The sequence below is a fragment of the Pseudomonas sp. CFBP2511 genome (genome assembly GCF_030209255.1).
Lineage (GTDB): Bacteria > Pseudomonadota > Gammaproteobacteria > Pseudomonadales > Pseudomonadaceae > Aquipseudomonas > Aquipseudomonas avellanae.
The window spans coordinates 25661-52024 of the sequence record NZ_JARVSI010000010.1; the positions used below are offsets into that span (position 1 = coordinate 25661).

Sequence of the window (26364 nt, forward strand, 5' to 3'; positions counted from 1 at the left end):
ATCATTATCGTTCCAACGCTCCGCGTCACACCTCTGCGCCGTGTCGCGCAATCAAAATCGGACGCAGAGCGTCAAGAACTGCATTCCTACGCTGGAGCGTTAGGAACGATAATCTCAACTGTCGTGCCGTGGATTCGACATGGCACATCCACCTCGAATCCCATTTAGCAACAGCCTCTACCGAGCGGTCAGTGCCGAATAGCTGTTCATCAGGTTGCGGTAGTTCGGGATGCGCTCGGAAAGCAGGTTACCCAAACCTTCGATGTCGTTGCGCCAGTCACCCTGCAGCTCACAGGCCACCGAGAACCAGTTCATCAGTTGTGCACCCGCCTGGGTCATGCGCGACCACGCGGCTTGTTGAACCGTGGTGTTGAAGGTGCCGGATGCATCGGTGACCACGAACACTTCAAACCCTTCAGCCAGTGCCGACAGGGTCGGAAAGGTCACGCACACATCGGTCACTACCCCGGCAATGATCAGTTGCTTGCGGCCGGTCGCCTTGATCGCCTTTACAAAGTCTTCGTTATCCCAGGCATTGATCTGACCCGGACGCGCAATGTACGGCGCATCGGGAAACATGGCCTTGAGTTCCGGAACCAGCGGGCCGTTGGGGCCTTGTTCGAAACTGGTGGTGAGGATGGTCGGCAGTTTGAAAAACCGCGCCAGGTCAGCCAGCGCCAGAACATTGTTCTTGAACTCGTTCGGCGAGAAGTCCTGCACCAGCGAGATCAGGCCTGTCTGGTGGTCGATCAGCAGAACGATCGCGTCATCTTTGTTCAGGCGGCTGTAGGGGGTGTTGGTCATGGTCAAGTCCTTTCGGTTGGGTAGGTGAGGTCTGGCGTGCAACATGGGCTCAGATTAGTAGTTCACCGGAAAGGGAAAAAGCGCCTGAGGCGGGTTTTACTGTCCCCCCACAGTGGACAATACTGTCCCAAGTCCTACCTATCCAAAGAATCACCTACACAGGAACGGCCCCGGTTTTGCCAGCCTCCACCGCAAATCGCTTGAGCGTCGACACGCTGGCAGCGGGGTCGAGCACATCCGACACCACCTGAAAGCGGGTCAGCATCTGTTGCTCGCTGAGGTCCACCGCCACATAGCCACGCTGGCGGCTGTCAAAAAACTTCACATGGGGGTTTAGACCGAGAATGCTGTTGAAGGCCTCGAATGGCGGTCCGCCGGATGTCACTGAGGTGCCGACGAATTCAGTGGCGACGACGGCTGAATCCGGATTGCCCGCATCGGCGTGCAGGTCGGTGGTCCAGAACGAATGGATGTCGCCACCCCAGAACACCGGGTTGCGGGTCTGGTGGCGTTGCAGGGATGCCAGCATGCGCTCGCGGGTCGCCGCGTAGCCGTCCCAGCCGTCGGTCCAGTGGCCCAGCGCCTGCGTTTTGAGATTGCGCTGTTCCAGCGGAGCGACCAGCAAGTCTTGGGCAATGACATTCCATTGTCCAGGTGACTCAGCGAAGCTGCGGTCCAGCCAGGCTTCCTGTTCCCAGCCCAGCATGGTGCGTTTCTGGTCACTCAGATCCGTGCAATCGCTGGGCGCTACGTAGCCTCGACGGCTACCGTTGGCCTGGATGCACGCCTGTTCGGAACGATACTGCCGACCGTCCAGCACATGAAAGCGTGCCAGGCGGCCATAGTCCAGGTTCCGGTAAATACGCATGTCGGGACCTTTGGGCAAACTGCTGGCGCGCAACGGCATGTGCTCGTAAAACGCCTGATAAGCGGCGGCTCTGCGACGCAGAAAGCTCTCTACCGGAACGCCCGGATCCTGGGACCACTGCGCGGCATAGTCATTCTGCACTTCGTGATCGTCCCAGGTGACAACGCTTGGCGCGCAGGCATGCAGGGCTTGTAGGTCCGGGTCGGTCTTGTATTGCGCGTATCGGTTGCGATAGCCAGCCAGATCCATCGGGTCTGATGTGGCGTGGCGGCGTGGGAACTGTGTATTCGCGGGAGAAACATTTGCTTCATAGATATAGTCACCGAGAAAGAACACCAGATCCGGTCGCTCCGCAGCCAGGTGCCGATAGGCGCTGAAATACCCGGCTTCCCAATGCGAGCACGATACAAAGCCGAACCTCGCCGCAGCCATGGCCGTCGCGGGCGGGGCCGTGCAGGCCTGCCCCACCGGGCTTTGTGCGCCCAGGCTTTCGAACTGATACCAATAGGGCCGCCCCGGTTGCAAGCCGCTCACTTCAACGTGCACCGAATGCGCAAAGCGTGACTGGGCGGTGGCTTGGCCCGCCCGCACGATGCGCGTCATGGCGGCGTCGCTGGCGATTTTCCAGCGCACCTCGACGGGTTTGCTCAAGCCGCCGTCGCCTGTCGGGGTGATTACCTGGGAGGCAAGACGTGTCCAGATCACGAAGCCGTCCGGCAACGGATCGCCTGACGACACGCCCAGTGTGAACGGATAATCGACACCTGCACTGCGGGCAAACGGGCTGAGGATCGACAGCAGTGTGGCCCCGGCCACGCCGGTAATGATGCGGCGGCGGTCCGGATTGAAATCGCTCATGACAGGGCCTCCGACGCTTCGTACTGCGCGCGCAACAGCCCGAACAGCGACATGTCCTTAAAGACGCCGTTTTTCAGAAATACCCCTTTCATGCAGCCCTCGTACAACAACCCGCACCTCTCCAGCACCCTGGCGCTGGCCAGGTTGTCGCTGAAGCACTGACCTGCGATGCGGTTGAAGTTCATGTGCGTGAAGCCATACGTCATCAATCCCCGCACCGCCTCACGGGTGTAGCCGTTGTTTCGGTAGTCAACACCCATCCAGTAGCCCAGGTTTGCGCGCTGATGCAATGTCGAAAAGCGGAACGAGACGACCCCGGCCAACTCCCCGGTTTCTGTGACGTGAACCCCAAGGCCCAGTGTCTGACCCGTAGCGAATTGCTCGTGGGCCTGGGCGATGAATGCCTGCGCATGCTCAAGCGTGTAGGGGCTGGGGAGCGCAGAGGTCATGGCCGCAATCGTGGGCTCGTCAGCCAGCCGCGACAAGGTTGATGCCTGTTCCGGCTGCAAGGCGGCAAGCAGAAGGCGTGAGGTTCGGATACGGGGCAGCTCGAGGCACATCGGTGTTTTCCGTCGAGATAAATGCTCAAACGCTGCCGCGTTGCGATGGCGTTTGCGTGACAGGTGCAAGAAACATTTAAGTGCCACGCAATATGCGAATAAAGGCCATGTAACAGTCATGTATCGTTCTTGTAAAACTAACCGATCAGTCATGTTCGGTTGCTAGATTCTCGGCCTCTAACAAGAGGGAGAAGCCGGCATGAGAACGTGGGATGAACCCAAGAAGCGTAAGGCGCACATCGAACTGATCCCGATGATCGACGTGATGATGTTCCTGTTGGTGTTTTTCGTGCTGGTCAGCCTGAACGTGATTCCGGCGCTGGGCATGAAGACCCAGTTACCCAGTGCCAGCAGTTCTCAGCAACTGAAGCCGCAGAACAAATCGATCCTGACCCTCGGGCTCAACGGCGAATTGCAGCTTGATGGCAAGGCAACCACCGTTGATGCGCTGGTGCCTGCCTTGAAGGCGCTGGAAAAACCTGACACCAAAACGACCATCATCGTGAACAGCGACAAGGGCGTTGAAGTTGCACGGCTGGTCGAGATCATGGACACGTTGCGTCTGGGTGGTTTCACGTCCGTTTCCATCGCAACGCGTAAATCCTGATGTATGCCCTGTTTCGGATGCGTCAGTGGCTGGGCGGCTTGCCTGCGCTGGTGGCGCTCATTGCAATTGTGATCGGCGTGCAAACCCGGCCTCTGAAAATGGAGCCGGTCTACGATGAGTCTGCCGTGGAATTGGCACTGGTCGAGCCCGAATCGCCTGCGCCACAGCCTTTGGCACAGCCCGAGCCGCCTCCGGTACAGCCCGAAGAGCCGCCGCCTGCGCCGCCCGTCATCGACAGCGAAGAGGCCGAGCCTGCGCCGCCGCCACCGCCTCCAAAGCCTGTTTCCAAGCCAGAACCCAAGCATGCGCCCAAACCAGAACCGCGCCCCAAACCGTTGCCCAAGCCGGCAGTGGCCAAACCCGTCGAACCGGTTCAGGCCGCCAGCAAGCCGATAGCCAGCGCCCCGGTTTCACCGCCGTCACCGCCGTCACCGCCTGCGCCGCCCGCGCCGCCGAAAGTGGACACTCAAGGTATCGAGGGCGGCTACCTCAAAGGGCTGCGCAACGATCTGGACGGTTACAAACAGTATCCCACCGGACGTCAGGCATCACTGGAGCGCCCGAGTGGCGAAGTGGTGGTGTGGTTGTTGGTCGATCGGCAGGGTCGCGTGCTGGATTCCGGCATTCAGACTCAGGCCTCCAGCATGCTGCTCAATCGGGCCGCGACCAACAGCCTGCGACGCATCAAGCAAGTCAAACCGTTTCCCGAGCAAGCCTTCGGCGGGCGCAACGAACAGCGCTTTACCGCCACCTTCAACTACAGCGTGCAATAGCACTGACAAGGAACAAAGTGATGAAGTTTTCCAGGATTCACCTTGCGTTGGTCGCCGCTGGCATGAGCCACGGCATGGTCATGGCTGACCAGAGTGTGAGTGATGTCGGCACCATTGGCGTGCAGGGCAAAGCGACTGTCGGTGGCGGTTACATGGTTCAGGAGGAAAGCATCAAGGCGCGTTCCACCGTGACCAAGGAGGCGCTCGACAAACAGGCTGCCACCGGTAACGCGATCGACAAGCTCAAGTACACCCCGGGCCTGAATATCTCCAGTGAAGACGCCACCGGTCTTTCGGGCTTCCGTTTTACCATGCGCGGGCTCAACTCCGATCAGGTCGGCATGTCGGTAGACGGCATGCCGATCAATGACTCCGGCAACTACGCGCTGTATTCCAACTTGTTGGGTGACCCGGAGAACATCGATCAGATATTCGTCACCCAAGGCTCTGCCGAAAGCGATGGCCCGCATATCGGTTCCAGCGGCGGCAACATCGGCATTGTGACCATTCGGCCCACCAAGGAAACCGGCGCGTTCGTCAAGCAGGTGGCGGGCAGCAACGGCACTTACAAGACCTTTGCACGGCTCAACACCGGCGAAATCAACGGGCTGAGCAACTGGCTGTCGATGTCCCACACCGAAGGCCAGAAATGGCGCGGTGATGGGGCGGTGCGCGCTGACAAGGTGGAATGGAACAGCTTTTTCGACATGGGTTCGGGCAATACGGCCAACCTGATTCTCAAGTATCACGAACAGGACAACAACAGTTACAGCCAGCTCACCAAGAGCCAGTTCCAGCAGGGCGGGCGCAAGTTTGACCCTTATCCTTCGACGCCTGCGCTGGGTAGCAACGGCAAGCTGTCCAGTTATTATGAGCTGGCACAGAATCCGTTCCAGACCTTTACCGGGGTGCTCAATACCCAATTCAAACTGGCCGACAATCTGGCCCTTTCCGTCGTCCCTTATTACTTCTGGGGTAACGGCAGCGGTGTCAACAGCTCTTCTTACGCGCTCAACCGTGGCTCGAATCAGAACGGCGTATTCGACCTGAGCAACCTGCCGACGGCCGCGGCCTACAACGCTGACGGTTCATCGACCACTGGCGTTTACTATCGGCCTTCCCGTACCCAGACTTGGCGTCCGGGCATCACCACCAAACTGAACTGGGATGTCAACGACGAGCACAGCGTGCAAGTCGGCTACTGGTATGAGCGTGCGCGCCAGTTGCAGACCCAGCCGTTCATCCGTCTGAAGAGCAACGGCAAGCCGCAAAGCATCTGGCCAGATTCCGATTACATGGTCGATGCCAACGGCAATGAGATCCAGGGTCGGGACCGCTATACCGTAACGCCCGCACAGAAAGTCTGGGCTCAGGACACCTGGTATTTCGCCCCGGACTGGACGTTGATTGGCGGCCTGGCTTACATGAATGTGAAGCGCGAAGGCACCAACCACGGCAGCCTGACCGAGCGCCCGGAAGAGCGTGACCAGACGTATAACAAGTTGCTGCCCAATGTAGGTCTGAAATACCAACTGGATGAACGTGATCAACTGTTCTACAGCCTGTCGCGCAACATGCGCGTGCCACAGAACTACGTACTGTATGACCAGGGTGCCGGTTCTATCAACAGCAAACCGGAAACCAGCTGGAACCACGAGCTGGGCTGGCGCTTTACCGACCAGGACACGACGCTGGCGGCCACCCTGTTCTATATGCAGTTCAAGGATCGCCAGGTCTCATCCCGCGATATCAACGGTGACTTTGCCGACATCAACGCCGGTGCAGTGGACAACAGCGGCCTGGAACTGGAGTGGAGCGGCCTGTTGCCCCACCATTTCAACTACTACACCTCGTACACCTACACCCGCGCCAAACAGAAAGATGACCTGACCGTCTTCAACAACGGCGCTGCCATCGAATTGCCGACCAGCGGCAAGCAGTTCGCCAACGTACCCAAGAACATGCTGGCGGCCAATATCGGTTACGACGACGGCAGTTATTACGGCACGTTTGGCGGCAAGGTCACCAGCAAGCTCTACGGCGACCTGACCAACGACGAAAGCATTCCGGGGCGCACCATTTTCAATCTGGGCGCGGGTATCTATTTGCCTGTGGACAAGAAAATCGTCAAGGACGCCACTTTGCGCCTGAACGTCGACAACCTGTTCGACAAGGACTACCTGGACGGCGTTTACACCACCAAGACCAACGCCGCCAGTTACAGCGGTTTCCGCGATGGCGACCCGGCCTACATCGTCGGCGTCGAGCGTACCGTCACGGTTTCCCTGGAAGCCAATTTCTAACCCTTCATTGACCAGAGGTCTGCGCCATGGACATGAATCAGCTCCACGACATCACCTTCTATGTGATGTACGCCGCCATCGCGATTGCGATCTTCGTCGCGATTGAACGCGGCATCTACTTTGCCTACGTGCGTCGCCAGTCGCGGGCACTGCAAACGGCACTCAGCGCGTCAGTGCACAGTGAAAAAGACCTGCCGGAGACGCTGACCCGCCGCACCAGCCTGCCGCTGGAAATGGTGTTGCCGGTACTGGCGCAGAAAAACGCTCACGGTTCACGCCGGGACCTGGATGACGTCATTGAAACCCAGTACCTGAGCACTCGCGCGCCGCTGTCCCGCAGCCTCTGGCTGATCGAAACCATCACCACCGCAGCGCCCTTGCTGGGGTTGCTGGGGACGATTCTGGGCATCATCGATACCTTCAAAGCCCTGGCCAGCGCCGGGGTGTCCGACCCCGGGCAGATTTCTGCCGGTATCGGTACGGCGTTGTTCGCGACAGGTCTGGGTATTGCGATTGCGTTGTTCTGCGTGGTCTTTCACAACTACTTTCAGGACAGCCTCGAGCGCATCAACAATCAACTCAAGATCCTCCTGATCCGTGCCGCCAGCGGCGCGCGGGTGCAGGGTGAAATGCCGCATCCGGTCGCCATTCCCCAGCCCGGTTTCCGGACGGCATGATCAACACATCGGCGCAGGTCTCTGACGTGTGCCGCTTTCGCCTGTTCTGGCCATGAGACTGCCATGCACTTCTCTATCTGGTTTCGCTCGACGTCCATACGCTACCGCAGCCTGATTGCCGCATTGCTGCTCAGCAGTCCGGTTGCCTATGCAGATTTCGCCATTCCCGGTTTCGAACTGGTGCACACCGTGCCCGTCGGGACCGACCTGCAAACCCCGGACCTGCGAGCGCCTGGCGATGTCTGGCGCGAGCTGTTCGATGGGGCTCGCGAGCGTATCGATATCGAACAGTTTTATGTGGCAGATCAGCCAGGCTCGGTGATGGGCAAGGTGCTTGAAAGCCTGACCGCAGCGGGGCAGCGCGGGGTAAACATCCGTTTTCTGCTGGAAGAGAAAGGCTTGAAGCTTTCCGATCCAGAAACCCTTGCACGGTTGCGGGCGATCCCCAACCTCACCTTGCGGGTGCTGCCTTACGCCAGGCTGACCGGCAGTGGCATCATCCACGCCAAGTTTTTCGTGGTGGATGGCAAGCAGGCATTTATCGGCAGTCAGAACTTCGATTGGCGTTCACTGGAACACATTCACGAAACCGGTTTGCGTATTGACGAGCCCACGGTCGTGCGCCAGACGCAGGCTGTGTTCGATCAGGACTGGCTTGCCCAGGCGGCCATTGCCGACGGCAAACCTGTGCCGCTTCCTGTTTCTGGTGCGCCGCCTGCCAGTGGCGCATCGCCCGGTGGCAATTATCTGGTCGCCAGCCCACAGCGCTATAACCCGTCGGGCGTGCGCGACTCCGAGACCGAACTGCCGCGTTTGCTGGCGCAAGCCAAAAGCGAGGTTCGTGTCCAGTTGCTGGACTACGCGCCGCTGTCCTATGGGCCTGATAAAACCCGGCCGTATTACGCGGTCATCGACAACGCCCTGCGCAGCGCCGCCGCCCGTGGCGTGTCGGTCAAACTCATGGTTTCAGACTGGAACACCGGCATGCCCGGGGTTGCCTATCTGAAAAGTCTGGCCCTTGTGCCCAACGTACAGGTGCGCATCGTGACGCTGCCAATGGCCGCTCAGGGCTTCATCCCCTATGCACGGGTGATCCACAGCAAAACCATGGCGATTGATGACCAGGTCGCCTGGGTCGGCACCAGCAACTGGCTCGGCGGCTACCTCGACAACTCGCGCAACCTGGAAGTGGTGATGCACGACAGCACGATGGCCAGGCGCATCGGCCAGTTGCATGCACAGCTCTGGGAGGGGCCGTATGCCAAGCCCATCGACATCAATCGCGACTACCCGCAACCGCATCCGGGAAGTTTGAATGCAGCTCCCCACTAGGCCCCCACGCCTCATTCCGCCACAATGACGCCCTTTACCCACCAGCCTGCTGCAGGCTGTAAACGGATTGGTGCTGTTGATGATGTTCTCCCTCAAACCGTGGTCGCGGGGCCTGGCGCTGGCTTTGCCATTGGCCGTTTTGCTGGCGGCGTGTGACAAGTCCGATAAACCGGTAACGCCACCGGCTGCGCCGCACACCACGTACACTCAGGCCTCTTGGGAAGCGCTGCCAGCGGTTTCCGATGCCGATTTGCAAGCCGGTTTCGCCGCATGGCGCAGCGCGTGTGTTCGTTTGAAGGCCGATGCGGTCTGGGGGCCGACGTGTGCGGCAGCGGCGAGCGTTGCGGCGGCGCCGGATGCGACGCAGATTCGTACGTTTTTGCAGGGCCAGTTGCAGATTTACAGCTTGCGTGCCGACGGTGGCAGTGCGGATGGCCTGATTACCGGCTATTACGAGCCTGTTTACCCTGGCAGCCTGACCCGGACAGAGACGGCCAATGTGCCGGTATATGGCATTCCCGATGACCTGATCGTGGTCAATCTGGACAGCATTTACCCTGAGCTTAAAGGCAAGCGTCTGCGCGGCCGGCTTGAGGGGCGGGTGCTCAAGCCTTACGACGATGCCGCGACCATCAACGCGCAAGGTTTGAATGCGCCGGTGATCGCCTGGCTGACCGATCCGATGGACGTGCAGTTCCTGCAGATTCAGGGCTCCGGGCGGGTCAGTCTGGAAGACGGCTCACAGTTGCGTCTGGGCTACGCCGATCAGAACGGTCGTCCTTATCGCGCCATCGGCCGTTGGCTGGTGGAGCAGGGCGAGTTGAAGAAGGAAGACGTGACGATGGGCAGCATCGCTGCCTGGGCCAAGGCGCATCCGGAGCGTATCAGCGAGTTGCTGGCCAGTAACCCCAGCTACGTGTTTTTCGGCCGTAACCCGGACAGCAACGAAGGCCCGCGTGGCTCGCTCAACGTGCCACTGACGCCGGGTTACAGCGTAGCCATCGACCGCAAGGTGATTCCGCTGGGCAGCCTGCTCTGGTTGTCTACCACGCGACCGGATGGCAGCAGCGTGGTGCGCCCGGTTGCTGCGCAGGACACTGGCGGTGCGATTGCGGGTGAAGTCCGCGCTGATCTGTTCTGGGGCACTGGCGATGAGGCCGAGAAGCTGGCAGGTGAAATGAAACAGAAAGGCAATATCTGGTTGCTGTGGCCCAAGGGTATGGCATTGCCGCAGACTGTCGATGCAGCACCTGCGCCCGCCAGCCACTGATTTAATTCAATCCTCCCCTTGAGCGGCTATATATCCGATCCATAGGATATATAGCCGCAAGTGCGTAAAACCCTCGAATCAGCCCCGTTTGCCCCCGATTATCTCCAGATCTACAATTTTGTAACGCCAATAAAATGTCGAAAAACGAGTAATTTACCGCTCATCGGTAAATTGTGGACGCCATATATCGGTTTCTTGACACTATCACAATGACATTACACATTAGTATTAATGCTTTTCCACTGGGGTTGTGCCTGGTGGCCCCAATTGAGGTCTTACAGAATGAGTCGTGCTGACGATGTGGCCAATCTGTTTCAACGTTTTGGCGCGAGCTCGGACGTTTATCTGGAGACGGACAACAGCCTGGATTATCAGGAATCTTCCGTTTCCAGCACCCCGTCTGTTGCACTGCAACGCGCGACCTCTCAGCCGTCTATCGAGCAACCATGCGCAGAGCAATCGGCGCAAAACAACGCGCCGGCACCTGATTCGATAACGCCCGATAAAACCAGGCGCATAGCCGCTGACACATTGGCGAAACTGCTCGCCGAGGCTGTTCAGGCGCGGCAGGCCGAGGCGCAGGCGCGTAACAACGAAGCATTGGCTCAGTCGATGGGCAAAGAGCAACTTTCCAGAACCCCGGCACACGTCATTGCGGTGGTGTCAGCCAAAGGCGGGGTGGGTAAAAGCACCTTGAGCGCGGCGCTGACCAGCCTGGTCAAAGTGCCTGGCGGGCAGACGCTGGCCATCGACCTCGACCCGCAGGACGCCTTGCAGCACCATCTCAACGCCAGCCCGGATGTGGCAGGCCTGGGGGGGGCCAGCCTCAGCGGCGAGAACTGGCGTGCCCTGTTGTTGAACGGGTCTGCCGACACGCAGTTGTTGGCGTATGGCTCGCTGCAGCTTGATGAGCGTCGTTCTCTGGAGCGTTTTCAGGAAAGTGACGCGCACTGGCTGGTCCGGCAGATTGCGCGAATGCAATTGAGTGCGCGCGACGTGGTGATTCTCGACGTGCCGTGCGGTGATTTACTCATGCTGGAACAGGCACTCAATGCCGCCAGCCAAGTGCTGGTCGTGCTCACCGCCGATGCGGCGTGCTACCTGACGCTGGACCAGATGCAGGGCTGGCTTGAGCCCGTGCTGGCCGGTCCGCAGCCGCCGGTCTGTCATTACGTCATCAATCAGTTCGATGCATCGCGCACGTTCAGTCGCGACATGCGCGATGTCATGGCAAAGCGTCTTGGCGGGCGTTTGCTGGGCATCGTGCACAAGGATAACGCGCTCGCAGAAGCGCTGGCTTACGGACACAACGCAGTAGAGGTTCCGAGCGCCTCCCCAGGCACTCAGGACCTGCGCGTGCTGAGTCACTTGCTGATCACCAAACTGCTGACTCAGGACGTAGAAGAGACCCGATTGTCATGACTAACCTGTCGCTCGACGCGTCCCCATCCCGGACGCGCTCATCGCTGTGGCTGAATGCTTTGTCGGAAAGGTTCGGCCAGCAGTCCAGAACCCTGCGCCGCGCACTGAAAACCGTGGCCATTGTTGTAGGCCTGCTGCTGATGGCACTGGTCGTCACGGTGCCTCTGGATCTCTACGCGCAGTGCTTTTTTGCCTTGGCATGTTTTGCCGCGATGCTGGTGATTCGCAAGATACCAGGGCGCATTTCGGTGCTGGCGCTGGTGACGCTGTCGTTGCTGGCGTCGTTGCGGTACATGTACTGGCGGCTGACCTCGACTCTGGATTTCGATAATTGGCTGGACAGCCTGCTGGGCTACGGGCTGATCGTCGCCGAGTTCTACACGCTGATCGTCATCGTGCTGGGTTACGTGCAGACGGCCTGGCCGCTGCACCGCAAGCCTGTGATCATGCCGAGCGATTCCAGCCAGTGGCCGACTGTGGATGTCTTTATCCCTTCGTACAACGAAGCGCTGAGTATCGTCAAACTGACCATTTTTGCTGCGCAGTCCATCGATTGGCCGCGAGACAAACTGCGTGTTTACGTGCTCGATGACGGCCGCCGGGAAGACTTTCGCGAGTTCTGCGAGCAGGTCGGTGTTGGCTACCTGACCCGTGAAAACAATTATCACGCCAAGGCCGGTAACCTGAACGAAGCGCTCAAGTCCACCGATGGCGAATACATTGCCATGTTCGATGCCGATCACGTGCCGACCCGCTCGTTTCTGCAGGTCGCCATGGGCTGGTTCCTCAAGGACTCAAAGCTTGCGATGTTGCAGACGCCGCACTTTTTTTTCTCGCCAGACCCGTTCGAAAAGAACCTCGACACCTTCCGCAGTGTGCCCAACGAAGGCGAGCTGTTTTACGGCCTGTTGCAGGACGGCAACGACCTGTGGAACGCAACCTTCTTCTGTGGCTCGTGTGCGGTGCTGCGGCGTTCGTCGCTGCTGGAAATCGGCGGCGTGGCCACCGAGACCGTGACCGAAGATGCGCACACCGCGCTGAAGCTCAACCGCGCCGGTTACAACACGGCGTACCTGGCGATTCCGCAAGCGGCGGGGCTGGCGACTGAAAGCCTGTCGCGTCATGTGGCCCAGCGCATTCGCTGGGCGCGTGGCATGGCGCAGATCTTTCGCACCGACAATCCGTTGCTGGGCAAGGGCCTGTCGATCGGCCAGCGGCTGTGCTACGCCAACTCCATGCTGCACTTCTTCTATGGCTTGCCGCGTCTGGTATTTCTCACTGCGCCACTGGCCTACCTGCTGTTCGGTGCCGAGGTCATGCACGCCTCGGCGCTGATGATCACCGCTTACGTATTGCCGCACCTGGCGCACGCCAGCCTGACCAACTCCAGGATTCAGGGGCGTTTCCGCCATTCGTTCTGGAACGAGGTCTACGAGGCCGTGCTGGCCTGGTACATCATGGGCCCGGTATTGATGGCCCTGATCAACCCGAAATTCGGGGGCTTCAACGTCACCGACAAAGGCGGCGTGGTCGAGGAGAAGTTCTTTGACTGGACGCTGGCGCGGCCCTATATCGTGCTGCTGACGCTCAATGCCGTGGTTTTCGCGCTCGGTATCTACAGCCTGTATCAACTGGGCTGGAACAACGATGCGATCACCCTGACCATCATCATCAATATGGCCTGGACGATCTACAACATCATCATCACCAGCGCCGCGATTGCGGTGGCCAGCGAGATCCGCCAGGTGCGCACTGAACCGCGGGTGCAGGCCAGACTGCCGATTCGCGTCACCCGCGCCGATGGCGTGGTGTTCAACGCTGTGACGCAGGACTTTTCGCAGACCGGCCTGGGGCTTGTCCTGCCTGCCGATGCCGGTATCGACAGTGGCGACAGCATCACGGTGTCACTGTATCGCGGCGCGCAGACCAGCCATTTTCCCGCCACGGTGATGTTCTGCCGTGATGGCTATCTGGGCACCCGTTTCGATGATCTGTCACTGCGCCAGCAGAGTGAACTGGTACGCCTGACGTTTGGGCGGGCCGACACCTGGGCATCGACCTGGGGGCATGGCAAACCGGATACACCGCTGGCCGCGCTGCGCGAAGTCAGCCATGTCGGCGTTCGTGGCGTTGTCGAGCTGCTCAAGGCCACCCGCAAGGATTTCGGCCGCCTGTTACCCACACGTAAAAAAACCTCCCCACCTCCCGCAAACTGATGGATTGAGTAGTCATGACTAAACGGTATTTTATCGGTGCCGAACGGTTCGCCGTTCGCCGCTCATGGGCTTTGTTGGCCTGTGCGTTGTCCGTGCTCTCTACGGGGGGTGTCGCAACTGCGGCCGAAACAGCCGCTGCAGACCAGGGTTACAGCGTGACGCTGAAACAGTTGGGGCGTAATTACCCCATGAGCCTGCGCGGCGTGGACGCCACAGACAGCGTCAACTTCAACGTGCGTGCCGATCAGGTGGTCACTGGCGCGAGCCTGACCTTGAGTTACAGCTACTCACCGGCTTTGCTGGCCGATCTGTCGCAGATCAACGTCATGATCAACGACGAAGTCGCAGCGACCCTGCCGTTGCCCAAAGAGGGCGCTGGCAAGCCGCAGGTTCAGGTAATCGAAATTCCGCCGCAGATGATCACCGAGTTCAACCGCCTGAACCTGCAGTTTATCGGCCACTACACAATGAGCTGCGAAGACCCCAAGCATTCCAGCCTGTGGGCGCGGATCAACAACGACACGCGTCTGGACATCCGCGTGACGCCGTTTGCGCTGCCCAACGATCTGGCCATTTTGCCGCTGCCGTTCTTCGACCGTCGCGATGACCGTGACGTAAACCTGCCGGTGGTGATGGGCGCGGCACCCGACAACGCCACGCTGGAAGCCGCCGGTGCGCTGGCGTCGTGGATCGGTGCGGCCAAGACCCGCTCGCGAATGGCCAGCTTCCCGGCGCACTTCAGCGAGCTGCCAGCCAAGGGCAACGCGCTGGTGTTGCTCAAGGGCGAAGGTCCGCTGCAACTGGGCGCTTTGACCATGCCTGCGCCAAAAGGCCCGACCCTGACGATGGTGACGCACCCCAACGACCCGAACGGCAAGTTGCTGGTGATCACGGGACGTAATTCCGCCGAGCTGAAAAAAGCGGTCAACGCGCTGGTGGTCGGCGGGCAGAGCCTGGTCGGCAGCAGTGCGCTGATCGAACGGGTCGACATGCTTGCGCCGCGTAAGCCGTATGACGCGCCGAACTGGCTGCCGAGTGATCGGCCGATCAAGCTTGGCGAGCTGATGCCTGCCAACAAACTGAATGTGTCCGGTTACGATCCGGGTGACATCACTGTGCCGCTGAACCTGCCGCCAGACCTGTTCAGCTGGCGCGAAGACGGTGTGCCGCTGAACCTCAAATACCGCTACACGCCGCAGGAGCGCTCCAACAATTCGTCGATCATGGTCAGCCTCAACGACACCCTGATCAAGGCCGAGCCACTGCCTTCGATCGATAACCTGAGCAATTCGATCCTGGCCCGGTTGACCGGCGGCAACGACACAGTCAGCCGTGAAGCGCACGTGTACCTGCCGCTCAATTCGGTGGCGCTGCAATCGCGTCTGCAACTGCGTTACATGTTCGATTACCTCAAGCAGGGCGAATGTGGCGACATCATCATCGACAACATGCGCGGCAGCATCGACCCGGAATCGACGCTGGATTTCAGCGGTTACGACCACTTTATGGCAATGCCCAACCTGGGCGTGTTCAAGGACTCGGGTTTCCCGTTCACGCGTCTGGCTGACCTGTCGCAAACGGCGGTGGTGCTGGCTGACAAGCCGAATACCGAAGACGTCAGCGCGTACCTGAACGTGCTGGGCCGTTTTGGTGAGTCCACCGGTTACCCGGCGACCGGCGTCACAGTGATGCAGGCCGCACAGATCGCCAGCGCCGCCGATAAAGACATTCTGGTCATGTCTTCGGGGCCCGATCAGCCGTTGCTCAACCTGTGGGCCAACCGCCTGCCGACCTCCGGCAACGGTCAGCAGCAGGGCTTCGAGCTTTCCGATCTGGCGTTCCGCCTGCGTGACTGGATGAGCCCGGACCCGGATGAAAACCTGCGTCGGGCGCGGGTGGCGATGGCGTTCTCCAGCGATGCGCGCAGCACCTTTCTGACCGGCTTCGAATCGCCGCTGCACAAAGGCCGCAGCGTGGTGCTGATCTCCAGTGGCCAACCCGGCGGCATGAGCGACGTGGCTCGTGCGCTGAGCAACAGCGACAAGGTGCAGGGCAGTCTGGTGGTGGTGCGCGGCGATTCCGTCGAAGCACTGGTTGCCGAACAGAATTACTACGTCGGTGATCTTGGGCCGATCAAATACGTGCAGTGGCTGATGTCGCGCAACGTGCTGTGGCTGTTGCTGGTGGTCGTCGTGGGTGTGGTGCTGGTCACCGGGGTGGCTTACCTGACCCTGCGTTCGCTTGCCAAACGCCGACTGGAGCATGAATAAGTCATGCCGACCATGGTAATCAATTTGCGCCGCGCTGTTGGCTGGATGACCGGTGTGCTGGCGTCGGCGACGCTGACCCCGGTTCTTGCGGCCAGCACCTGCGACGGCCCGGCCTGGCCGTTCTGGCAGGACTACGCCACACGCTACGTGCAGGCCGACGGGCGCATGCTCGAATCCAGCCTGAAAGCCAACCACAGCACCTCCGAAGGCCAGTCCTACGGCATGCTCTTCGCCTTGGTGGCCAATGATCGCGCGCGCTTCGACACGCTGTGGACGTGGACTGCCGAAAACATGACCGGCGCCGACCCCAGGACACGCCTGCCCGGCTGGTTGTGGGGGCAGGGCGAAGATGGCAGCTGGAAACTGCAGGACGCCAACTCTGCGTCCGACGCCGACCTGTGGATCATCTATGCGCTGCTGGAAGCCGCCCGCATCTGGCAGCACCCGGCGTATCGAAACGATGCGCTGGCACTGCTCAAGACCGTTGAAGCGCGGCTGGTGGTCAACCTGCCGGGGCTGGGCAAGATGCTCCTGCCCGGCCCGGAAGGTTTCGTGCAGCCCGACCACTTATGGCGTTTGAACGCCAGTTACCTGCCGGTGCCGCTGTTACGGCGTCTGGCCAGGGAAGAGCCGGCTGGGCCATGGAAGGAAATCGCCGACAACACGGCAAAACTGATCGACGCATCCAGCCCGAAAGGCTTTATCGCCGACTGGGTGGGTTATCGCGGCACATCACCGAAAACCGGGCTGTTCGTGGTCGATCCGGTCTCCGGCGAGCTGGGCAGCTATGACGCGATTCGCGTCTACCTCTGGGCGGGCATGACGCCTGCGTCCGACCCGTTGGCCGCACGCTTGCTGGCGCGTCTCGACGGCATGGCGGTCAGCACGGCCTCCAGCGGCATGCCCCCGGAAAAAGTCCAGGTGATGAGTGGCGCGAGCCAGGGCCAGGCGCCGTTTGGTTATTCGGCGGCGTTGCTGCCGTACTTCCGGGCCAAGGGCCAGACGTGGCTGGCTGAACAGCAGCAGCGCAGGGTCGAAGCCGGTGTCAGCACGGCGCTGGCCCGCGACCCGACAGACCGTACCGAACCTGCCTATTACAACCTCATGCTCAGCCTGTTTGCCTTGGGCTGGGTCGAAAAACGCTATCAGTTCCGTGAAGACGGGACCCTCAAGTTGTCATGGGAGACGTCATGCCCGCGCGCCGCCACACGTTAGTCATCGGGTTGGTTGCCGCGATTGCAGCCAGCGTTTCTCATGCCCAGGGCGCCACAGTGGAGGCGCAACTGATCGAGCAGGGCCAGTATTGGCAGGCGCGCTCGAACGCAGTGCGCGCTGCCGAAATCTGGCAGAAAGTCCTGTTGATCGACGCCAATCAGGTGCAAGCGCTGTATGGCATGGGCCTGATCGGCGTCAAACAGAACAAACCGCAACAGGCGCAGACCTACCTGACGCGCCTGCAAGCGCTGTCACCAGTGCCCTGGCAGGCGGTGCAGCTGGAGCAGGACATTGCCCTCGGCCAGCCGCAAAATCAGGCGCTGCTGGATGATGCCCGACGCCTGGCCGACGCCGGTGAGCGTGACAAGGCGACCGGGGTGTTTCGCCAGTTGTTCAACGGCCGTTTGCCTCAAGGCACTGTCGGCCGCGAGTACTACACCAACCTGGGCTTCAACAATGCGGACTGGCCCGAGGCGCGCAAGGGTTTTGAACGCCTGATGCGGCAGAACCCGGACGACTCGATTCTGGCGCTGTTCTTTGCCAAGCACCTGGCCCGCCGCGAAGACAGCCGCGCCGAAGGCATCGCCGCTCTGGCGCGCCTGAGCACTCATCCGGACATCGCCGGCGATGCCGATCAGAGCTGGCGCATGGCGCTGGTCTGGATCGGCCCGCCTGCGACTGCGCAAGTGCCACTGTTCGACGCGTTTCTCAAGGTTCATCCCGACGATCAGGAAATCCGCGACCAGTTGAACAAGGGGCGCCAGCAGCATGCCAGCGGTACTGCCTCAGGCTGGCAGCAAGACCCGCTGGTGGCGCGCGGCTTGAAGGCGCTGGAAAAAAATGATCATGCGGCGGCCGAAGAAGCCTTTGCCGCCCGCCTGAAAATCAAGGCGGACGATGCCGACGCGCTGGGCGGCTTGGGCGTGGTGCGTCAGCAGCAGAACCGGTTGCCTGAAGCCGAACAATTGCTGACCCGCGCCACGCGCCAGCCGGGCGGTGCGCGCTGGAAAAACGCGCTGGAAAACGTACAGCTCTGGACCTCGCTGCAAGAGGCCCGTGACCTGCAGGCCAAAGGGCAGACCAGCCAGGCTCAAGCGTTGCTGGCGCAGGCGCAGCGGCAAAACCCTGACAATATCGACGTGCGTTTGACCTTGGCCGACGTGCAGGTGCAGGCCGGGCAACTGGACGCCGCGCAAGCGGGCTATCGTCAGGTACTGGCGACCCAGCGCGGCAATCCGCAGGCAATACGCGGGCTGATCAACGTGCTGGCCCAGCGTGGTCAGGCTGATGAAGCGTTGCGCCTGCTCGACACATTGTCGCCAGGCGAACAGTCCAAACTGGGCGACAGCGGTCGCTTCAAGGCGCTGCGCTCCACCCAGGTGGCGCGGCTGGCCGAGCAGCGTGGCGATGTTCGCGCTGCCCAGGCGGCCTTGAAAGACGCGGTGAAGAACGACCCGGACAATGTCTGGACGCGTTTTGACCTGGCGCGCCTGTACCTCAAGACCGACGAAGCGCCCAAGGCCCGCGCGCTGATCGACGAGCTGCTCAAGGCTCAGCCCAACAATATCGATGCGCTCTACACCAGCGCGCTGCTGTCAGTGGAAATGGGCCAGTGGCAGGACGCGCAGACCACGTTTACGCGCATCCCGGTTGATCAGCGCACGCCGGACATGAAAGCGCTTGCTGACGAAGTCACCATGACGGTGCAGATCAATCTGGCCATCGGCATCGCCCGGCGCGGTCAGCGCCAGGAAGCGTTGGCGCTGCTCGATCGCTTGCAACCGGTCGCCAGCGGCAGCCCGGAGCGTCAACTCACGCTGGCCAGCGCTTACATCGATGCGGGCGAGCCCGCGCGCGGTCGGGAAATGGCCCGTGCGGCCATCGCTCAGGCCCCTTTGCCGTCGGCCGACCTGATGCTGCAATACGCCGGTCTGCTGCTCGCAGCGGGCGATGACGTGCAGGTCAATGCGATTTTGCGCAACGTGCAGGGTCAGCCGATGAGCGTGCAGACCCGCAAACGTTTTGATGACCTTTTGTACCGCTACCGCATTCGCCAGGCCGATCTGCTGCGTGAAGGCGGTGATCTGGCGGGCGCGTACGACACGCTGGCACCTGCTTTGGCGCAGCGCCCGGACGACATTCAGGCGGTGTCGGCCTTCGCCCGCATGTACACCGCCAATGGCGACAGCGCCCGAGCGTTCGAGCTGTACAAGCCTTTGTTGCAGCGTCAGCCCAATGACCCGCAAGTGTTGCTGGGCGCAGCCGATGCGGCGGTCAAAGCGCATGATTATGGCTTTGCCGAAAAAGCCCTGAGCCAGTTCCGCAAACTGGAGCGTAACGACCCGCAGACCCTGACGGAGGCCGCACGTATCTACCAAAGCATGGGGCAGACCGGCGCGGCCACCGAGTTGCTGCGCAAGGCCGTGGCCATCGAACAGAGTGAAAAGCAGCGCGCGATGGCTGTGCAGGCTGCGCCGACCAGCACCACATCGTCCAACCCGTTTGCGGCGGGCGGCTCACGTAGCCTGGCGGCTGCTTCGGCTATTCCGGCTCCGGCTCAGGTGTCGCTCAGCGGTGGGAGAGCACTTGAAGCAAACAGTGCGCCTGAAATATCTGCCCCGCGTGACACCGCTTACCCTGGCCAGATCGCCGCACCACAACCGCTGTCTGCCGCACGTACGCAAAGTGTGCGCGGCAATCCTTTCATGGCAGCCACCGACCGCGATCAGGCCAGCAGCGCACAGCAGGCGCTCAATCGCATTCTTGAGCAGCGCAGTGGCTTCGTCAGTCAGGGCCTGACCGTGCGCAGCAATAACAGCGAGTCGGGTCTGAGCAAACTGACCGTGGTCGAGACCCCGCTAGAGGTCAACTTGCCTGCCGGTGATAACCGGCTGGCCGTGCGCGTCACGCCGGTGTCGCTGAATGCTGGCAGCGTGAAGTCCGATGCAGGTGCCCGTTTTGGCGCTGGCACCAGCGGTGCTGCCGGTTCGCAGAGCGACAAGGGTGTCGGTCTGGCGGTGGCGTTCGAGCGCCCCGAAGAAGGCCTCAAGGCCGATATCGGCACCACGCCGATGGGTTTCAAATACACCACGGTTGCCGGCGGCGCGAGTGTCGACCGGCCGTTGGGTGACAACCCGGACCTGCGCTACGGCCTCAACGTGTCACGGCGTCCGGTGACGGACAGCGTGACTTCGTTTGCCGGTTCCACCGACGAGCGCAGCGGCCTGTCCTGGGGCGGCGTCACGGCCAACGGCGGGCGCGGTCAGCTCAGCTATGACGACCAGACCATCGGCGGTTATGGCTACGGCTCGTGGCACAAACTGGTTGGCAACAACGTGAAATCCAACACCCGAGGCGAAGTGGGTGGCGGCGTTTACTGGTACCTGCGCAATGCCGAGGACAGCAAACTGACCGCAGGCCTGAGCCTGATGGGCATGAGCTATGACAATGACCAGAGCTACTTCACGTATGGCCACGGTGGCTATTTCAGCCCGCAGAGCTTCTATGCCATCGGCGTGCCGGTGATGTGGGCACAGCGCACCGAGCGTTTCAGCTATCAGGTCAAGAGCTCGGTCGGGGTCCAGCACTTCAAGCAGGACGGCGCCGAATTCTTCCCCGACGACAGCACGCTACAGGCCGCTTCCGCCCAGCGCTACACAGGGCAAAGCAAAACCGGAATTGGCTACAACCTGAGCGCGGCAGGCGAGTACAAGCTCGATTCCAGCCTGTTCATGGGGGCCAGTCTGGGCCTGGACAATGCCCGGGACTATCGCCAGTTCAGCGGCGCGCTTTACCTGCGTTACATGTTCGAGGACATGACCGGCCCGATGGCACTGCCGGTCAGCCCTTACCGTTCACCTTATTCCAACTGATTTCTGGAGAATTCGATGCCTTCCGTTCTTGCCGGTATGACCCTTCTGGTCCTGGGAGAAAGCCACATGAGTCTGGCCGATCATCTGATGGAACCGCTGCATGACAACCTGACCAGACAGGGCGCTATCGTGCATTCGATCGGTGCCTGTGGCGCGAGTGCCGGTGACTGGCTGATCACTAAAAAGGTCGATTGCGGGGCCGAGCAAAAAGGCAACGGCAAGATCGTCATCAAGGGACGTGACGCCACGACCACGCCTATCGGCGAGCTGATCGCGGCCGACAAGCCTGATCTGGTGGTGATCGTGATCGGCGACACCATGGCTTCCTATGACAAGCCTTCGTTTCCCAAGGCCTGGGCATGGCAGAGCGTCACCGGCCTGACCAAGGCGATTGCGGCCACGGGCACCAAGTGCGCCTGGGTCGGGCCTGCGTGGGGCAAGGTGGGCGGCATGTACCAGAAGAACGACGCGCGCACTCAGTTGATGTCGCAATTTCTGGCCAGCAACGTGGCGCCCTGCACGTACATCGACTCGCTGAGCTTCTCCAAACCGGGACAATGGATCACCACCGACGGCCAGCATTTTACCGTCGCCGGTTATAAATCCTGGGGCACCGCGATTGGCGGTGCCTTGGGCAAACTCCCGGTCACCAGCGTCAGCGCAGCCGGAGCGAAGCAATGATCGCCCTGCGCCTGATGGCCGGTAGTGTCGCGGCCCTGTTGGTCGGTGTTCAAGCGCAGGCGGCCGACATCGCCCTGTACCCGACAGGCCCTGCGCAGGATTCGGCGTTCATCCGCTTCATTAATGCCACTGCCGCGCCGCTGCAAGTGGTTGCCCAGGAAGGCCAGGCACCGTTGCAACTGGACGCGGCAAAACCGGTGTCGCTGTTTTTTCCGGTGCAGGCCAGCAGCTCGATAAAAGGCACATTGATCAGCGGCGAGAAAAAGCTGCCGATGGACGTCAGCATCGAGCCGGGCGAGTTCGCCACCGTCGTACTGACCACCCAGCCCGATGGCAGCCTTGTGCCGGTGACGGTGCGTGAGCAGCCTGATGATTTCAACGGTTTGAAGGCTTCGCTGGCGTTTTTCAGTCTGGATGCCGGTTGTGCGCAGGCAAGCCTGCGTCCGGCCGGTCGCACGGCTGATGTGTTCAAGGCGATCCCGACCGGTACGTTGCAGCGCCGTTCGATCAATCCAGTGAGCCTTTCGGTGCAGTTGGTCTGCGCCAACGCCACTGTCGGCGCGCCGCTGAATCTGGGTGACCTCAAGGCCGGTGAACGCTACAGCGTCTTGCTGGTGCCGTCCGCCACAGGCCCGCGCCTGTTGTCGGCCACGGACACACTGTCCAACTGATCGGGTTCTGTCGTCGTTATGGTATTCGCCTCGCTCGAGTTTCTGATGGTGTTCCTGCCGGCTTTTTTGCTGGCCTATGCCGCAAGCCCGGCGGCGTGGCGCAACGTCGTTCTGTTGATCGGCAGTTGGCTGTTCTACGGCTGGCTGAGCCCGCTGTTTCTGAGCCTGCACATCGTGCTGACGATCGTGGCCTGGGTCGGCGGTTTGCTGGTCGATCGGTCGCGGCAAGGCTCAACAGGGCGAGTGCGTCTGCTGGTGGCACTGATCGTGTTCAACACCGCCGTGCTGTGCTGGTACAAATACGCCAACATCGTCGCCGGTAGCTGGAATCAGTTGATCACGTACTACGGAGCGATGCCGCTGCAATGGCAGCGCGTGGCGTTACCGGCCGGGCTGTCGTTCATTGTGCTGCAGGCGATTTCCTATCTGGTGGATGTGCATAGGCACACCGTGCCGGTCGAGCGCAGTTTCATCAATTACGCGACCTACATCTCGATGTTCGGCCACTCGATTGCCGGGCCGATCATTCGCTATGACTGGGTGCGCCGCGAGCTGGTGCAGCGCCATTTCAACCGCCAGAATTTCGCCCTGGGCGCACGCCGTTTCATGATTGGTATGAGCATGAAAGTGCTGGTGGCCGACACGTTGTCACCGTTGGTCGATGTGGCGTTTCACTTGCCGGAGCCGTCGCTGGCCGATGCCTGGATCGGCTGCCTGGCGTACTCGCTGCAACTGTTCTTCGACTTTGCCGGTTACAGCGCCATGGCCATCGGTCTTGGGCTGATGCTGGGCTTTCACTTTCCCGAAAACTTCAACCGGCCGTACCTGGCCAGCAGCATTCAGGACTTCTGGCGGCGCTGGCACCTGTCGCTGTCCAGTTGGTTGCGCGACTACCTGTACATTGCCTTGGGCGGCAACCGGCATGGCGTCTGGAACACCTACCGCAACCTGTTTCTGACCATGGCCATCGCCGGTCTGTGGCATGGCGGCGACAGCTGGAACTACCTGTTGTGGGGCGCTGCGCATGGGGTGGCGCTGTGCGTGGATCGCGCCTGGTCGCGCTCCAGCCTGCCCGCGATTCCCAAACCACTGGCGCACGTGTTGACGCTGCTGTTTGTGTGCCTGGCCTGGACGCTGTTCCGTGCCCCGGATTTTGCCACTGCGCTGACCCTGTATGCCGGACAGTTCGGTCTGCATGGCCTGGGGCTGGGCGATGCACTTGCCGTGACCCTGCGCCCGGCGCATGGCATGGCGGCGCTGCTGGGCGTGGCCTGTGTGCTCGCGCCGTTGTTGCAGGTTCGCGTTGAGCAGCGCTTCGCCAGCCGCCCCCTGTTCATAGCGGGCGCCGCACTGTGGCCGATAGCCGGCTTTCTGCTGTCGTTCGCGCTGATTGCCAGCCGCGAGACGGTTCCTTTTCTTTACTTCCAGTTCTGAGGTCGGTGGCCATGACTGCTCCGTCTGCTGTACCGCCTCCACCCAGCGAACTGGCCGTGCGCACCTGTGGCGTGGCGGGCATCACGCTGGCGGTTTTCATCGGCGTCGGCTTGCTGGCCTCGTGCATGCTGCTGGCCAGCGGCAAGGTCGAGTTGCTGCCCAAACCCCTGACCCTCGACGCAGCGCTGCATGGCGAGGTGACTCACAAACTGGCCAGGCAACTGTCAGGGACTTTTCTGGCGCAGCGCGCAGCGGATATCGAGCGTGGCGCAAGCTGGTTGCTGTTTCACGACACCGGCCCGCGGGTCCGTCAGGGGTGTCCGGGCTGGCTGTTCCTGACCGATGAATTCAGGCTCAATCGCGACCCGCTGGCCAATGCGCAACACAAGGCGCAGGCGGTCATCGATGTGCAACGCAGCCTGAAAAAGCGCGGTATCGACCTGCTGGTCGCCGTGGTGCCAGACAAAAGCCGCATTGCTGCAGCCCAGCTGTGCGGGCTGTATCGCCCCGACGTGCAGCAGGCCCGAGTTGCGCAATGGACCAACAGCCTGAAAGCCGCCGGTGTCGATGCGCTGGACCTGACCGCTACCCTACAACCGCTGGGTGAAACGGCATACCTGCGCACCGACACGCACTGGAGCGAATGCGGTGCCAACGCGGCCGCCAGAGCGCTGGCACTGCACCTGCGCAAAGCCGGCTTTCAGGCCACTCCGCAACGGCAGTTTCAAACCAGCATCGCCCCGATTGCCGAGCGCCCCGGCGATCTGGTGCGTTTAGCGGGTCTCGACTGGCTACCGCTGTCGTTGCAGCCTGCCGCACAGAGCGTAGCCGCCACGCAAATCACCGAGCTTGCCAGCGACGCGGCGGCAGGCGGCGACAACCTCGACGACCTGTTCGGCGACAGCAACCTGCCCAACGTCGCCTTGATCGGCACATCGTTCTCGCGCAATTCGGGTTTTGTCGGGTTTCTACAGCGCGAACTCGGCGCACCGATCGGCAACTTCGCCAAGGACGGCGGTGAGTTCTCGGGCGCTGCCAACGTCTATTTCGACAACCCGGCCTTTCGCCAGACCCCGCCGAAGCTGCTGATCTGGGAAATCCCGGAGCGGGATCTGCAGACGGTTTATGTGAGGATTGAAAATATCGAGCATGTGCCTGGCAGCGTTGCGGGCAATAAGAAGCCATAACACTGCGTGACGCCTGGTGGATATAGCCAAGAAGTGATGTGCATGCTTTTTAGAGTGGAGTAGGATTAAATCCTATCCAGTCCGGGAGAATTATCATGCGCAGTACTCAACAATTCAGTATCACTCTGCCTAACCAAATGGCCGACTTAGTGAAAGCCAAAGTGGCTGCGGGTGAATATGCCACCGAAAGTGAAGTGATTCGTGACGGATTGCGGGCCCTTCAGGCCCGTGACCGAGCCTTGGAAAGCTGGCTCACAGGTCAGGTCGGCCCTGCCTACGATGCCCTGAAAGCAGACGGCTCGCGTGCCCTGAGTGTAGATCAGGTGCGAGCTCGGTTGTCGGCAGAACACGAGAGTGCTACTGGCAAATCATGATGGCTTATTCCGTGGAGTTCGCCCCTGAAGCTATGGAACAACTGGCTGCCCCGTATCAAGCTCATTTCAAACGCGCATCAACCACAAACTCCAGTTCCCGGGCCTTTGCCACAACAGCCTGAAATTCCGGGTGCCGGACGTTGAGCAGGTAGTTGGACTCGCGCGGGATGATCACGCTGGGCACGGCCAGTGCCAGGCTTTGACCGGAGGCCAGCCAGACGTCGCCGAATGAGGCGGTGGCTTGTGGCGCGGGTTCTTCGCGCCAGTCGGGGGGCAGGGTGTCGGGGCGGGCGTTGAGGATATGTGCTTCGGCTATCTGCAGTTCCAGCATGGCGTAATGCCGGGCCACGCCGCTGTTGTTCAGGTGAACCAGTATTTCCAGCAACGCCAGTGACTCGCTGCCCGCGCAATACACGCAGGCATTGCCCTTGCTGTTCCAGCGCCCGCCATAGAGCTTTGCGCCTTCGCCGTCGAACGCCTGAGCCAGCCATTTGCGTTTGACCAGGCGATACACTGCGATCACGCCACGACTCCGTGTTCCAGCCGGCCGATCAGGTCCAGCACGGCCTGGGCTTCGGCTGAGGTGGCGAGCATTTCCAGCGGTCTGCGATTGCCCAGCCCATAGACCGGATTGGCCAGCCACAGACGGGTGGCTTCGGTGTCGTCTTCAAACAGGTCCAGTGCCGCCTTGTAGACGGCTGCCAGACGAAACAAACGGTCACTTTCCTCGGCATTGAAGCGGCGCACCTTGAGGCGCCGCTGCAAGGTCGCCGGGGCGATACCCAGATGTTCAGCCAGCGTCGAGCGGTTCAGGTCGGTGTAGTGCGCCAGGCGCTCGAACACTTCATAGGGCAAGCCGCTGTGCAGCGCTGTGTACAAGCGGGTGCCACGCGCCGGAATACCGAGGTGCTGCCAGAAATCGTCCTGCCGGGGCAGGGCGGGATGGTAATCGCTGATGGGCAGAGACATG

The 26364-nt window shown here is 61.1% G+C and carries 21 protein-coding genes; 16 read left to right on the top strand and 5 right to left on the bottom strand.

What is annotated here, in order from left to right; translation table 11 throughout:
- Positions 1-177: 177 nt before the first annotated feature.
- The 3 genes from ycaC to QRN38_RS08650 form a co-directional block, all read right to left on the bottom strand.
- Positions 178-804, bottom strand: a complete 627-nt coding sequence (gene ycaC, locus QRN38_RS08640) for an isochorismate family cysteine hydrolase YcaC (RefSeq protein ID WP_007244184.1) — start codon at positions 802-804, stop codon at positions 178-180.
- Between the two features lie 154 nt (positions 805-958).
- The gene (locus QRN38_RS08645; RefSeq protein ID WP_057418784.1) at positions 959-2530 is read right to left on the bottom strand and encodes an alkaline phosphatase D family protein; all 1572 of its coding nucleotides are present in this window, start codon (positions 2528-2530) and stop codon (positions 959-961) included.
- The gene (locus QRN38_RS08650) at positions 2527-3090 is read right to left on the bottom strand and encodes a GNAT family N-acetyltransferase (protein ID WP_057418783.1); all 564 of its coding nucleotides are present in this window, start codon (positions 3088-3090) and stop codon (positions 2527-2529) included. The genes QRN38_RS08645 and QRN38_RS08650 overlap by 4 nt, the downstream gene beginning before the upstream one ends.
- A gap of 199 nt (positions 3091-3289) precedes the next feature.
- Between QRN38_RS08650 and QRN38_RS08655 the strand changes: the two genes are divergently transcribed.
- From QRN38_RS08655 to QRN38_RS08730, 16 genes are all read left to right on the top strand, one after another.
- Positions 3290-3697 (top strand): ExbD/TolR family protein, encoded by a 408-nt coding sequence (locus QRN38_RS08655; protein ID WP_003380333.1) that lies wholly within the window; start codon positions 3290-3292, stop codon positions 3695-3697.
- Complete coding sequence (locus tag QRN38_RS08660; protein WP_057418782.1) at positions 3697-4470, top strand: energy transducer TonB family protein; 774 nt, start codon at positions 3697-3699, stop codon at positions 4468-4470. The genes QRN38_RS08655 and QRN38_RS08660 overlap by 1 nt, the downstream gene beginning before the upstream one ends.
- 20 nt (positions 4471-4490) lie before the next feature.
- The gene (locus QRN38_RS08665; protein WP_057418781.1) at positions 4491-6773 is read left to right on the top strand and encodes a TonB-dependent receptor; all 2283 of its coding nucleotides are present in this window, start codon (positions 4491-4493) and stop codon (positions 6771-6773) included.
- A 26-nt stretch (positions 6774-6799) separates the two neighbouring features.
- Complete coding sequence (locus QRN38_RS08670) at positions 6800-7450, top strand: MotA/TolQ/ExbB proton channel family protein (RefSeq protein ID WP_057418780.1); 651 nt, start codon at positions 6800-6802, stop codon at positions 7448-7450.
- Between the two features lie 63 nt (positions 7451-7513).
- Positions 7514-8782 carry a phospholipase D-like domain-containing protein gene (locus tag QRN38_RS08675; RefSeq protein ID WP_057418779.1) on the top strand — a complete coding sequence of 423 codons (1269 nt, stop codon included), beginning with the start codon at positions 7514-7516 and terminating at the stop codon, positions 8780-8782.
- A 79-nt stretch (positions 8783-8861) separates the two neighbouring features.
- Positions 8862-10052: an MltA domain-containing protein gene (gene mltA, locus QRN38_RS08680; protein WP_057418793.1), complete on the top strand. Its 1191-nt coding sequence runs from the start codon at positions 8862-8864 to the stop codon at positions 10050-10052.
- Positions 10053-10334: 282 nt separating this feature from the next.
- On the top strand, positions 10335-11474 hold the full coding sequence (gene bcsQ / locus QRN38_RS08685) for a cellulose biosynthesis protein BcsQ (RefSeq protein WP_044393037.1): 1140 nt from the start codon (positions 10335-10337) through the stop codon (positions 11472-11474).
- Positions 11471-13690 (top strand): UDP-forming cellulose synthase catalytic subunit, encoded by a 2220-nt coding sequence (bcsA, locus tag QRN38_RS08690; RefSeq protein WP_007244174.1) that lies wholly within the window; start codon positions 11471-11473, stop codon positions 13688-13690. Before bcsQ ends, bcsA begins: the two co-directional genes overlap by 4 nt.
- A 14-nt stretch (positions 13691-13704) precedes the next feature.
- Positions 13705-15960 (top strand): cellulose biosynthesis cyclic di-GMP-binding regulatory protein BcsB, encoded by a 2256-nt coding sequence (gene bcsB, locus QRN38_RS08695; protein WP_007244173.1) that lies wholly within the window; start codon positions 13705-13707, stop codon positions 15958-15960.
- A 3-nt stretch (positions 15961-15963) separates the two neighbouring features.
- Positions 15964-17175 carry a cellulose synthase complex periplasmic endoglucanase BcsZ gene (gene bcsZ, locus QRN38_RS08700; protein ID WP_007244172.1) on the top strand — a complete coding sequence of 404 codons (1212 nt, stop codon included), beginning with the start codon at positions 15964-15966 and terminating at the stop codon, positions 17173-17175.
- Positions 17151-21047 (top strand): cellulose biosynthesis protein BcsC, encoded by a 3897-nt coding sequence (locus QRN38_RS08705; protein ID WP_010204258.1) that lies wholly within the window; start codon positions 17151-17153, stop codon positions 21045-21047. Before bcsZ ends, QRN38_RS08705 begins: the two co-directional genes overlap by 25 nt.
- A gap of 15 nt (positions 21048-21062) precedes the next feature.
- The gene (locus QRN38_RS08710) at positions 21063-21728 is read left to right on the top strand and encodes an SGNH/GDSL hydrolase family protein (RefSeq protein WP_007244170.1); all 666 of its coding nucleotides are present in this window, start codon (positions 21063-21065) and stop codon (positions 21726-21728) included.
- Positions 21725-22399 carry an alginate O-acetyltransferase AlgF gene (locus QRN38_RS08715; RefSeq protein WP_007244169.1) on the top strand — a complete coding sequence of 225 codons (675 nt, stop codon included), beginning with the start codon at positions 21725-21727 and terminating at the stop codon, positions 22397-22399. The genes QRN38_RS08710 and QRN38_RS08715 overlap by 4 nt, the downstream gene beginning before the upstream one ends.
- Positions 22400-22417: 18 nt before the next feature.
- Complete coding sequence (locus tag QRN38_RS08720) at positions 22418-23833, top strand: MBOAT family O-acyltransferase (RefSeq protein ID WP_007244168.1); 1416 nt, start codon at positions 22418-22420, stop codon at positions 23831-23833.
- 11 nt (positions 23834-23844) lie between these two features.
- Complete coding sequence (locus QRN38_RS08725; protein WP_057418778.1) at positions 23845-25020, top strand: alginate O-acetyltransferase AlgX-related protein; 1176 nt, start codon at positions 23845-23847, stop codon at positions 25018-25020.
- 95 nt (positions 25021-25115) lie between these two features.
- The gene (locus QRN38_RS08730) at positions 25116-25394 is read left to right on the top strand and encodes a ribbon-helix-helix domain-containing protein (RefSeq protein WP_044421758.1); all 279 of its coding nucleotides are present in this window, start codon (positions 25116-25118) and stop codon (positions 25392-25394) included.
- A 61-nt stretch (positions 25395-25455) separates the two neighbouring features.
- Here the strand turns inward: QRN38_RS08730 and QRN38_RS08735 are convergent, their stop codons facing one another.
- Positions 25456-25917, bottom strand: a complete 462-nt coding sequence (locus QRN38_RS08735) for an RES family NAD+ phosphorylase (protein WP_122222910.1) — start codon at positions 25915-25917, stop codon at positions 25456-25458.
- Positions 25914-26363 carry a DUF2384 domain-containing protein gene (locus tag QRN38_RS08740; protein ID WP_003380356.1) on the bottom strand — a complete coding sequence of 150 codons (450 nt, stop codon included), beginning with the start codon at positions 26361-26363 and terminating at the stop codon, positions 25914-25916. Before QRN38_RS08740 ends, QRN38_RS08735 begins: the two co-directional genes overlap by 4 nt.
- Position 26364 lies beyond the last annotated feature (1 nt).

Excerpts from the sequence above, each read along its gene's own strand:
- ycaC (WP_007244184.1), bottom strand. The coding sequence starts at position 804 with ATGACCAACACCCCCTACAGCCGCCTGAACAAAGATGACGCGATCGTT.
- QRN38_RS08645 (WP_057418784.1), bottom strand. The coding sequence starts at position 2,530 with ATGAGCGATTTCAATCCGGACCGCCGCCGCATCATTACCGGCGTGGCC.
- QRN38_RS08650 (WP_057418783.1), bottom strand. The coding sequence starts at position 3,090 with ATGTGCCTCGAGCTGCCCCGTATCCGAACCTCACGCCTTCTGCTTGCC.
- QRN38_RS08655 (WP_003380333.1), top strand. The coding sequence starts at position 3,290 with ATGAGAACGTGGGATGAACCCAAGAAGCGTAAGGCGCACATCGAACTG.
- QRN38_RS08660 (WP_057418782.1), top strand. The coding sequence starts at position 3,697 with ATGTATGCCCTGTTTCGGATGCGTCAGTGGCTGGGCGGCTTGCCTGCG.
- QRN38_RS08665 (WP_057418781.1), top strand. The coding sequence starts at position 4,491 with ATGAAGTTTTCCAGGATTCACCTTGCGTTGGTCGCCGCTGGCATGAGC.
- QRN38_RS08670 (WP_057418780.1), top strand. The coding sequence starts at position 6,800 with ATGGACATGAATCAGCTCCACGACATCACCTTCTATGTGATGTACGCC.
- QRN38_RS08675 (WP_057418779.1), top strand. The coding sequence starts at position 7,514 with ATGCACTTCTCTATCTGGTTTCGCTCGACGTCCATACGCTACCGCAGC.
- mltA (WP_057418793.1), top strand. The coding sequence starts at position 8,862 with ATGATGTTCTCCCTCAAACCGTGGTCGCGGGGCCTGGCGCTGGCTTTG.
- bcsQ (WP_044393037.1), top strand. The coding sequence starts at position 10,335 with ATGAGTCGTGCTGACGATGTGGCCAATCTGTTTCAACGTTTTGGCGCG.
- bcsA (WP_007244174.1), top strand. The coding sequence starts at position 11,471 with ATGACTAACCTGTCGCTCGACGCGTCCCCATCCCGGACGCGCTCATCG.
- bcsB (WP_007244173.1), top strand. The coding sequence starts at position 13,705 with ATGACTAAACGGTATTTTATCGGTGCCGAACGGTTCGCCGTTCGCCGC.
- bcsZ (WP_007244172.1), top strand. The coding sequence starts at position 15,964 with ATGCCGACCATGGTAATCAATTTGCGCCGCGCTGTTGGCTGGATGACC.
- QRN38_RS08705 (WP_010204258.1), top strand. The coding sequence starts at position 17,151 with ATGCCCGCGCGCCGCCACACGTTAGTCATCGGGTTGGTTGCCGCGATT.
- QRN38_RS08710 (WP_007244170.1), top strand. The coding sequence starts at position 21,063 with ATGCCTTCCGTTCTTGCCGGTATGACCCTTCTGGTCCTGGGAGAAAGC.
- QRN38_RS08715 (WP_007244169.1), top strand. The coding sequence starts at position 21,725 with ATGATCGCCCTGCGCCTGATGGCCGGTAGTGTCGCGGCCCTGTTGGTC.
- QRN38_RS08720 (WP_007244168.1), top strand. The coding sequence starts at position 22,418 with ATGGTATTCGCCTCGCTCGAGTTTCTGATGGTGTTCCTGCCGGCTTTT.
- QRN38_RS08725 (WP_057418778.1), top strand. The coding sequence starts at position 23,845 with ATGACTGCTCCGTCTGCTGTACCGCCTCCACCCAGCGAACTGGCCGTG.
- QRN38_RS08730 (WP_044421758.1), top strand. The coding sequence starts at position 25,116 with ATGCGCAGTACTCAACAATTCAGTATCACTCTGCCTAACCAAATGGCC.
- QRN38_RS08740 (WP_003380356.1), bottom strand. The coding sequence starts at position 26,363 with ATGTCTCTGCCCATCAGCGATTACCATCCCGCCCTGCCCCGGCAGGAC.